Annotated in this window: 4 protein-coding genes; 3 read left to right on the top strand and 1 reads right to left on the bottom strand. The window is 72.1% G+C overall.

Going from position 1 to position 8,670, the window contains the following annotated elements; translation table 11 throughout:
- The coding region (locus LG632_RS18415; RefSeq protein WP_226728430.1) for an ADP-ribosylglycohydrolase family protein at nucleotides 1–1,154 on the bottom strand (1,154 nt) is incomplete at its 3' end.
- 248 nt (nucleotides 1,155–1,402) lie between these two features.
- Here LG632_RS18415 and LG632_RS18410 point away from each other — a divergent pair.
- The 3 genes from LG632_RS18410 (at nucleotide 1,403) to LG632_RS18400 (ending at nucleotide 8,547) form a co-directional block, all read left to right on the top strand.
- Nucleotides 1,403–2,134, top strand: a complete 732-nt coding sequence (locus LG632_RS18410; RefSeq protein ID WP_226728429.1) for a VIT1/CCC1 transporter family protein — start codon at nucleotides 1,403–1,405, stop codon at nucleotides 2,132–2,134.
- Between the two features lie 355 nt (nucleotides 2,135–2,489).
- The gene (gltB, locus tag LG632_RS18405) at nucleotides 2,490–7,091 is read left to right on the top strand and encodes a glutamate synthase large subunit (protein WP_226728428.1); all 4,602 of its coding nucleotides are present in this window, start codon (nucleotides 2,490–2,492) and stop codon (nucleotides 7,089–7,091) included.
- A complete protein-coding gene (locus LG632_RS18400; protein WP_226728427.1) occupies nucleotides 7,084–8,547 on the top strand; it encodes a glutamate synthase subunit beta in 1,464 nt (487 codons plus the stop codon). Before gltB ends, LG632_RS18400 begins: the two co-directional genes overlap by 8 nt.
- Nucleotides 8,548–8,670: the final 123 nt, after the last annotated feature.

Raw genomic sequence — 8,670 nt, 5'->3', positions numbered from 1 at the left:
TCGCCCGCGGCAGGGACCGGGATACCCGGGCCGACGGGCACGCCGTCTCCGCCCGGTCCGGCCGCGCGCGGCGGTTCCCCCGCGGCGGCGACCGCGACCGCCGGGACCGGGTCGGTCCGGGAGGGCGGGTCCGGTCGGGTGGGGGCCGGCCAGGGGTTCGGCCTCGGTACGGAGCCCGGCAGGGGCTCCGGAGTCAGCAGGGCCGCGATGTCCAGGACGTGGTGGCCGCGCATCGACGGCAGGCACGTGCCCCGGACCGGGCCGATGGCCGCGGCCCAGGCCGCGGGGATGGCCGGGGTGCCCAGCAGGGCGCCGGCCAGGGCGCCCGCCACCGCCGCGGTGGTGTCGGCGTCGCGGCCCATGTTGACGGCGGTCAGCACCGAGCCGCGGAAGTCCCCGCCGCACGCGGCGAACGCCCCGAAGGCCAGGCCGACCGCCTCCGGCGCCAGGTCGGTCCAGGGGTAGCCGCCGATCACCACCGCCGAGCGCACCGCCCGTTCGCCCCGCGGCGCCGCGGTGACCGCCCGCCGCAGCGACCGCGCGGTCCACGAGTCGGACGGGATCACCGACAGTGCCGCCGAGACCACCGAGGCCGGGCTGCCGCCGGCCATGGCCGCCGCGACGCCCGCCGCGACCGCCTGGCCGCCGTAGATGCCCTCGCCGTCGTGGCTGACCGAGCCGTCGATCGCGACGAGCCGGGCCGCCTCCGCCGGCCGCCCGGCGGCGAACACCCCGAACGGCGCCGCCCGCATGGCCAGCCCGTCCGACCACGCGTGGCGGTGCTGCGCCGAGATCGGGGCCGCCAGGCCCCGGCGGAGGTTCTCCAGGGTGCCCCGCTCCGAGAAGCCCGCCCCGCGGAACGGGCCCTCGTCCAGGTCCGCGATCCAGTGGTGCCAGGCCCGTTCCACGTGCGAGACGGTCAGCGCCGAGCCGTGCCGGGCCAGCAACAGGCCCGAGAAGATGGCGTACTCCGTGTCGTCCGTGCCCGCCGGGTCCTCGCGGACGAACCCCTCGATCCGGCCCCAGCGCGCCCGGATCTCGGACGGTTTCATGTTCTCGGCCGGCGCCCCCAGCGCGTCCCCCACCGCGAGTCCCAGCAGCGCCCCCCTGGCCCGTTCCAGGAGGACCTGCGGATTGCATGCGATCAGCTCCATGGCGGCGCCTCTCCACGTCGTGGGACCCGTCCTCAGCCCCATGGGGGATTTGTGCCACGAGATGACGTTTGCCGCTGTGCGCGAAACACCCCCCGCGCGCCCCCGTCACCCGGTCGCCGAGGCGCAAAAGCCCTGGTAAGTACGGCCTTCCTTGCTGGCGGGCGGCAGAAATCGTGCGTAGTTTCGAGGTGTTCGAGGGGGGCGGGTGTCCGCGCGCACCCGGCCGTACGCAAGGGGAGAGCTCTGCCATGTCCATCATCGACGTCGAAGCACCACTGCACGAGGCGCACCGCGACAACCACACCCACCGTGACGTCAACGGCGGTTGGCTGCGCCCGGCCGTGTTCGGCGCGATGGACGGCCTGGTCTCCAACCTCGCCCTGATGACCGGTGTGGCCGGCGGCGCGGTCGCCCCGTCCGTCGTGGTCGTCACCGGCCTCGCCGGACTGGCCGCCGGCGCCTTCTCCATGGCCGCCGGCGAGTACACCTCCGTGGCCTCGCAGCGCGAGCTGGTCCTCGCCGAACTCGACGTGGAGCGCCAGCAGTTGCGCAAGCACCCGGTGGACGAGATGGAGGAGCTCGCGAAGCTGTACGTCTCCCGCGGCGTCAGCCCCGCGCTGGCCCGCGAGGTGGCCATGCAGCTGTCGCGCGACCCCGAGCAGGCCCTGGAGATCCACGCCCGCGAGGAGCTGGGCATCGACCCCGACGACCTGCCGTCGCCGCTGGTCGCCGCCGCCTCCTCGTTCGGGTCCTTCGCGCTCGGCGCGCTGCTGCCCGTGCTGCCGTACCTGCTGGGCGCCACCGCGCTCTGGCCGGCCGTCGTGCTGGCCCTGCTGGGCCTGTTCCTGTGCGGCGCCGTCGTCGCCCGGGTCACCGCGCGCAGCTGGTGGTACAGCGGCCTGCGGCAGCTGCTGCTGGGCGCCGCCGCCGCCGGTGTGACGTACGTCCTGGGCAGCTGGATCGGTACCGCCCTAGGCTGACGGTCCGACGCTGAGATACTATGCAGCGCCTTGCATAAGTAGTAAGAGTACGAGCGGTCCGCGGGCAGTCGCACGCGCGTGCCCGCCCTCCATTAACCGGCGGTTTCGATTCCGTGTCCGCCGGGCATGACACTTCAGCGCCCGGGCAATGAGGCCTGCGCTCGCGCCGGGACCCTCGCCCCGTGACTCACCTGCGAAGGTTCCTCACTTTCCGCCCGTGCGGTGTCCGCATGATGGAACGCGATATCCGGTTCCCGGGATTGCCGTCATCATGTAACCTGCACGAAATTTCACAGCAGAGGGCCAACGTCGTCCCTCGGCACGCACCTATGCCACGACGACGACGGGAGAGCCGATGCGTTCCGCATCCACGCACTCCGCGACCGGCCTCAGCACCACCGCCTGGTCGCCCCTGGACGGTCGCCCCGCCCCGCAGGGCATGTACGACCCGCGCAACGAGAAGGACGCCTGCGGCGTCGGCTTCGTGGCGAACCTCACCGGAGAGGCCAGCCACACCCTCGTCGAGCAGGCGCTGACCGTCCTGCGGAACCTGGAGCACCGTGGCGCCACCGGCTCCGAGCCGGACTCCGGCGACGGTGCGGGCATCCTGTCCCAGATCCCCGACGCCTTCCTGCGCGAGGTCGCCGGCTTCGAACTCCCGGCCGCCGGCGCGTACGCCGTCGGCATCGCCTTCCTCCCCGCCGACGGCACCGCACAGGCCGTCGCCGTGGAGCAGATCGAGGCGATCGCCGCCGAGGAGGGCCTGACGGTCCTCGGCTGGCGCGAGGTCCCGGTCACCCCGGACCTGCTCGGCAACGGCGCCCGCGCCACCATGCCGGCGTTCTCCCAGCTCTTCGTCTCCGCCGGCGACGCCACCGGCATCGCGCTGGACCGCAAGGCCTTCGTGCTGCGCAAGCGCGCCGAGCGCGAGGCGGGCACCTACTTCCCGTCGCTGTCGGCCCGCACCATCGTCTACAAGGGCATGCTCACCACGGGCCAGCTGGAGCCCTTCTTCCCGGACCTGTCCGACCGCCGCTTCGCCTCCGCGATCGCCCTGGTCCACTCGCGGTTCTCCACCAACACCTTCCCGAGCTGGCCGCTGGCGCACCCGTACCGGTTCGTCGCGCACAACGGTGAGATCAACACCGTCAAGGGCAACCGGAACTGGATGACCGCCCGCGAGTCCATGCTCGCCTCCGACGTCTTCGGAGACGGCGCCCTGGAGCGGATCTTCCCGATCTGCACCCCGGACGCCTCCGACTCGGCCTCCTTCGACGAGGTCCTGGAACTGCTCCACCTCGGCGGCCGCAGCCTGCCGCACAGTGTGCTGATGATGATCCCGGAGGCGTGGGAGAACCACACCTCCATGGACCCGGCCCGCCGCGCGTTCTACCAGTACCACTCCACGATGATGGAGCCCTGGGACGGCCCGGCCTGCGTCACCTTCACCGACGGCACCCAGGTCGGCGCGGTCCTCGACCGCAACGGTCTGCGCCCCGGCCGCTACTGGGTCACCGACGACGGCCTGGTCGTGCTCTCCTCCGAGGTCGGCGTCCTGGACATCGACCCGGCCAAGGTCGTCCGCAAGGGCCGTCTGCAGCCCGGCAAGATGTTCCTCGTCGACACCGCCCAGAAGCGGATCATCGAGGACGACGAGATCAAGGCCGAGCTTGCGAACGCCGCCCCCTACGCGGAGTGGCTGGAGGCCGGCGAGATCGAGCTGACCGACCTGCCCGAGCGCGAGCACATCGTGCACACCCACGCCTCGGTCACCCGCCGCCAGCAGACCTTCGGCTACACCGAGGAAGAACTGCGCGTCATCCTCGCGCCGATGGCCCGGACCGGCGCCGAGCCGATCGGCTCCATGGGCACCGACTCGCCGATCGCGGCCCTCTCCGAGCGCCCGCGGCTGCTGTTCGACTACTTCACCCAGCTGTTCGCGCAGGTCACCAACCCGCCGCTGGACGCCATCCGCGAGGAGCTCGTCACCTCGCTGGTGTCCTCCCTGGGCCCCGAGGGCAACCTGCTGGAGCCGACCGCCGCGTCGTGCCGCAGCGTCACCCTGCCCTTCCCGGTGATCGACAACGACGAGCTGGCCAAGCTCATCCACATCAACGCCGACGGCGACATGCCCGGCATGAAGGCCGCGACCCTGTCCGGCCTGTACCGGGTCTCCGGCGGCGGCGAGGCGCTCGCCGCCCGCCTGGCCGAGATCTGCGCCGAGGCCGACGCCGCGATCGCCGGCGGGGCCCGCCTGATCGTCCTGTCGGACCGCCACTCCGACGCCGAGCACGCGCCGATCCCGTCGCTGCTGCTCACCTCCGCCGTCCACCACCACCTCATCCGCACCAAGCAGCGCACCCAGGTGGGCCTGCTGGTCGAGGCCGGTGACGTCCGCGAGGTCCACCACGTCGCCCTGCTCATCGGCTACGGCGCCGCGGCCGTCAACCCGTACCTGGCGATGGAGTCCGTCGAGGACCTGCTGCGCGCGGGCACCTTCATCGAGGGCATCGAGCCCGAGAAGGCCATCAAGAACCTGATCTACGCCCTCGGCAAGGGCGTGCTGAAGGTCATGTCCAAGATGGGCATCTCCACCGTCGCCTCCTACCGCGGCGCCCAGGTCTTCGAGGCCGTCGGCCTCGACGAGGAGTTCGTCGCCACGTACTTCAACGGCACCGCCACCAAGATCGGCGGCGCCGGCCTGGACGTCGTCGCCAAGGAGGTGGCCGCCCGCCACGCCAAGGCCTACCCGGCCTCCGGCATCGCCCCGGCGCACCGCGCGCTGGAGATCGGCGGCGAGTACCAGTGGCGCCGCGAGGGCGAGCCGCACCTGTTCGACCCCGAGACGGTCTTCCGGCTCCAGCACGCCACCCGCAACCGCCGGTACGACATCTTCAAGAAGTACACGGACCGGGTGAACGAGCAGTCCGAGCGCCTGATGACGCTGCGCGGCCTGTTCGGCTTCAAGTCCGAGGACCGCCCGTCGATCCCCCTCGACGAGGTCGAGCCGGTCAGCGAGATCGTCAAGCGCTTCTCCACGGGCGCCATGTCGTACGGCTCCATCTCCCAGGAGGCGCACGAGACCCTCGCGGTCGCCATGAACCAGCTGGGCGGCAAGTCCAACACCGGCGAGGGCGGCGAGGACCCCGAGCGCCTCTACGACCCGGCGCGCCGCTCCGCCATCAAGCAGGTCGCCTCCGGCCGCTTCGGCGTCACCAGCGAGTACCTGGTCAACGCGGACGACATCCAGATCAAGATGGCCCAGGGCGCCAAGCCCGGCGAGGGCGGCCAGCTGCCCGGCCACAAGGTCTACCCGTGGGTCGCGAAGACGCGTCACTCGACGCCCGGCGTCGGCCTGATCTCGCCGCCGCCGCACCACGACATCTACTCCATCGAGGACCTGGCCCAGCTGATCCACGACCTCAAGAACGCCAACCCGGCCGCCCGCATCCACGTGAAGCTGGTCTCCGAGGTCGGCGTCGGCACGGTCGCCGCGGGCGTCTCCAAGGCGCACGCGGACGTGGTCCTGATCTCCGGCCACGACGGCGGTACGGGCGCCTCCCCGCTGACCTCGCTCAAGCACGCGGGCGGCCCCTGGGAGCTGGGCCTGGCCGAGACGCAGCAGACGCTGCTGCTCAACGGCCTGCGCGACCGGATCGTCGTGCAGACCGACGGCCAGCTCAAGACCGGCCGCGACGTGGTCATCGCCGCGCTGCTGGGCGCCGAGGAGTTCGGTTTCGCCACCGCGCCGCTCGTCGTCTCCGGCTGCGTGATGATGCGCGTGTGCCACCTGGACACCTGCCCGGTCGGCATCGCCACCCAGAACCCGGTCCTGCGCGAGCGCTTCTCGGGCAAGGCGGAGTTCGTGGTGAACTTCTTCGAGTTCATCGCCGAGGAGGTCCGCGAGCTCCTCGCCGAGCTGGGCTTCCGCACCCTGGAGGAGGCCGTCGGCCACGCCGAGCTGCTGGACACCTCCCGGGCCGTGTCCCACTGGAAGGCGCAGGGCCTGGACCTGGAGCCGCTGTTCCACGTGCCGGACCTGCCCGAGGGCGCCGTCCGCCACGCGCTGGTCGCCCAGGACCACGGCCTGGAGAAGGCGCTCGACAACGAGCTGATCGAGCTGGCCGCGGACGCGCTGAACGCCGAGACCGCCGAGCAGGCCCAGCCGGTCCGCGCCCGGGTCGCCATCCGCAACATCAACCGGACGGTCGGCACCATGCTCGGCCACGAGGTCACCAAGAAGTTCGGCGGTGCGGGCCTGCCCGACGACACCATCGACCTGACCTTCACCGGCTCCGCCGGCCAGTCGTTCGGCGCGTTCGTCCCCAAGGGCGTCACGCTGCGCCTGGAGGGCGACGCCAACGACTACGTCGGCAAGGGCCTGTCCGGCGGCCGGATCGTGGTCCGCCCCGACCGCGGCGCCGACCACCTGGCCGAGTACTCCACCATCGCGGGCAACACCATCGGCTACGGCGCGACCAGCGGCGAGATGTTCCTGCGCGGCCGCACCGGCGAGCGCTTCTGCGTCCGCAACTCCGGTGCCCTGGTCGTCTCGGAGGGCGTGGGCGACCACGGCTGCGAGTACATGACCGGCGGTACGGCCGTGGTCCTGGGCGAGACCGGCCGCAACTTCGCGGCGGGCATGTCCGGCGGTGTCGCGTACGTCGTCGACCTGGACAAGGACAACGTCAACGCCGGCAACCTCGACGCCGTCGAGGAACTGTCCGACACCGACAAGCAGTGGCTGCACGACGTGGTGCGCCGCCACGAGGAGGAGACCGGCTCGACCGTGGCCGCGCGGCTCCTCGCCGACTGGGACGCGGCCGCGGCCCGGTTCAGCAAGATCATCCCGACCACGTACAAGGCAGTGCTCGCCGCCAAGGACGCCGCTGAGCGGGCCGGACTCTCCGAGTCCGAGACCACCGAGAAGATGATGGAGGCGGCGACCCATGGCTGACCCGAAGGGCTTCCTCACCACCACCCGTCAGACCGCCTGCTCCCGCCCCGTCGAGGAGCGGCTGAAGGACTGGAACGAGGTCTACGTCCCCGGCTCCCTGCTGCCGATCGTCAGCAAGCAGGCCGGCCGCTGCATGGACTGCGGCATCCCGTTCTGCCACAACGGCTGCCCGCTGGGGAACCTCATCCCGGAGTGGAACGACTACGCCTACCGCGAGGACTGGTCGGCGGCGTCGGAGCGGCTGCACGCCACGAACAACTTCCCGGAGTTCACCGGCCGGCTGTGCCCGGCCCCGTGCGAGTCGGCGTGCGTGCTCGGCATCAACCAGCCGGCCGTCACCATCAAGAACGTCGAGGTCTCGATCATCGACAAGGCCTGGGACAACGGCGGCGTCGTGCCGCAGGTCCCCGAGCGCCTGTCGGGCAAGACCGTCGCCGTCATCGGCTCCGGCCCCGCGGGTCTGGCCGCCGCGCAGCAGCTGACCCGGGCCGGCCACACGGTCGTGGTGTACGAGCGCGCGGACCGCATCGGCGGCCTGCTGCGCTACGGCATCCCCGAGTTCAAGATGGAGAAGCGGCACATCAACCGCCGCATCGAGCAGATGCGCGCGGAGGGCACCAAGTTCCGCACCGGCATCGAGGTCGGCCGCGACATCACCGCCTCGGACCTGCGCAAGCGGTTCGACGCGGTGGTCGTCGCGGCGGGCGCCACCGTCTCCCGCGACCTGCCGGTCCCCGGCCGCGACCTCAAGGGCGTCCACTTCGCGATGGAGTACCTGCCGCTGGCCAACAAGGTCCAGGAGGGCGACTTCGTCGCCCCGCCCATCACGGCCGAGGGCAAGCACGTGGTCGTGATCGGCGGCGGTGACACCGGCGCCGACTGCGTCGGCACCGCCCACCGCCAGGGCGCCCTGTCGGTCACCCAGCTGGAGATCATGCCCCGCCCGAACGACGAGCGGGACGCGGTCACCCAGCCCTGGCCGACCTTCCCGATGCTCTACAAGGTCACCTCGGCCCACGAGGAGGGCGGCGAGCGGGTCTACTCCGTCTCCACCACCCACTTCGAGGGCGACGAGGACGGCAACGTCCAGGCCCTGCACCTGGTCGAGGTCGACTTCGTGGACGGCAAGCTGGTCCAGCGCCCGGGCACCGAGCGCCGCATCCCGGCGCAGCTGGTCACCCTGGCCATGGGCTTCACCGGCACCGACCAGGCCAACGGCCTGGTGGAGCAGTTCGGCCTGGACCTCGACGGGCGCGGCAACGTCGCCCGCGACGCGTCCTACGCGACCAACGTCGAGGGCGTCTTCGTCGCCGGCGACGCCGGCCGCGGCCAGTCGCTGATCGTGTGGGCCATCGCCGAGGGCCGCTCCGCCGCCCGCGGCGTGGACCGCTACCTGACCGGCACCAGCACCCTCCCGTACCCGGTCAAGCCGACCGACCGCGCCCTGACGGTCTGATTCCCGCTCCACCCGCCCGGCCGCCGCGGCCGGGACCCCTCGAACGGTCCGTACAAGGGCGTACGGAACTCGACACGGCGCCCGCCTGTCCCCGACCAGGGAGGCGGGCGCCGTGGCGTGCCC

Source organism: Streptomyces antimicrobicus (assembly GCF_020532625.1).
Classification (GTDB): Bacteria; Actinomycetota; Actinomycetes; order Streptomycetales; family Streptomycetaceae; genus Streptomyces; species Streptomyces antimicrobicus.
This window is presented reverse-complemented; position numbering and strand designations above follow the sequence as displayed.

Bases quoted from the DNA above. Each gene is read 5' to 3' on its own strand.
- LG632_RS18410 (WP_226728429.1), top strand. From the start codon at position 1,403: ATGTCCATCATCGACGTCGAAGCACCACTGCACGAGGCGCACCGCGAC.
- gltB (WP_226728428.1), top strand. From the start codon at position 2,490: ATGCGTTCCGCATCCACGCACTCCGCGACCGGCCTCAGCACCACCGCC.
- LG632_RS18400 (WP_226728427.1), top strand. From the start codon at position 7,084: ATGGCTGACCCGAAGGGCTTCCTCACCACCACCCGTCAGACCGCCTGC.